Source organism: Bacillus cereus group sp. BfR-BA-01355, assembly GCF_022663675.1.
Classification (GTDB): Bacteria; Bacillota; Bacilli; order Bacillales; family Bacillaceae_G; genus Bacillus_A; species Bacillus_A thuringiensis_S.
Genome location: NZ_JAKUFY010000490.1, coordinates 1 through 223 on the forward strand (window position 1 = coordinate 1; position 223 = coordinate 223).

Consider the following 223-nt stretch of genomic DNA (forward strand, 5'->3'; position numbering starts at 1 on the left):
ATCGATATAATAGTTTTCAAATACGAACAATGTTTTTATCAAATTAGAACCCAATTGTGATTGGCTTTGAACTTCCGCTAACGAACAATAACCATAACTACTTCCCTCTGTCCCTTGTTTTTGGAGACTTCTTAATAATTCCACAACTGTCATATCTGCTTCTCGTTTTACTCGAACTGGTATTGTATTTACAAATAGACCTACAATTTCTTCAATTCCTTTT

General features: G+C 32.7%; 1 protein-coding gene. It reads right to left on the reverse strand.

All coding sequences use genetic code 11. The annotated features are described in order from the left end of the window. On the reverse strand, positions 1-223 hold a 223-nt coding region (locus tag MR167_RS32600), incomplete at both ends, for a condensation domain-containing protein (RefSeq protein ID WP_242316326.1).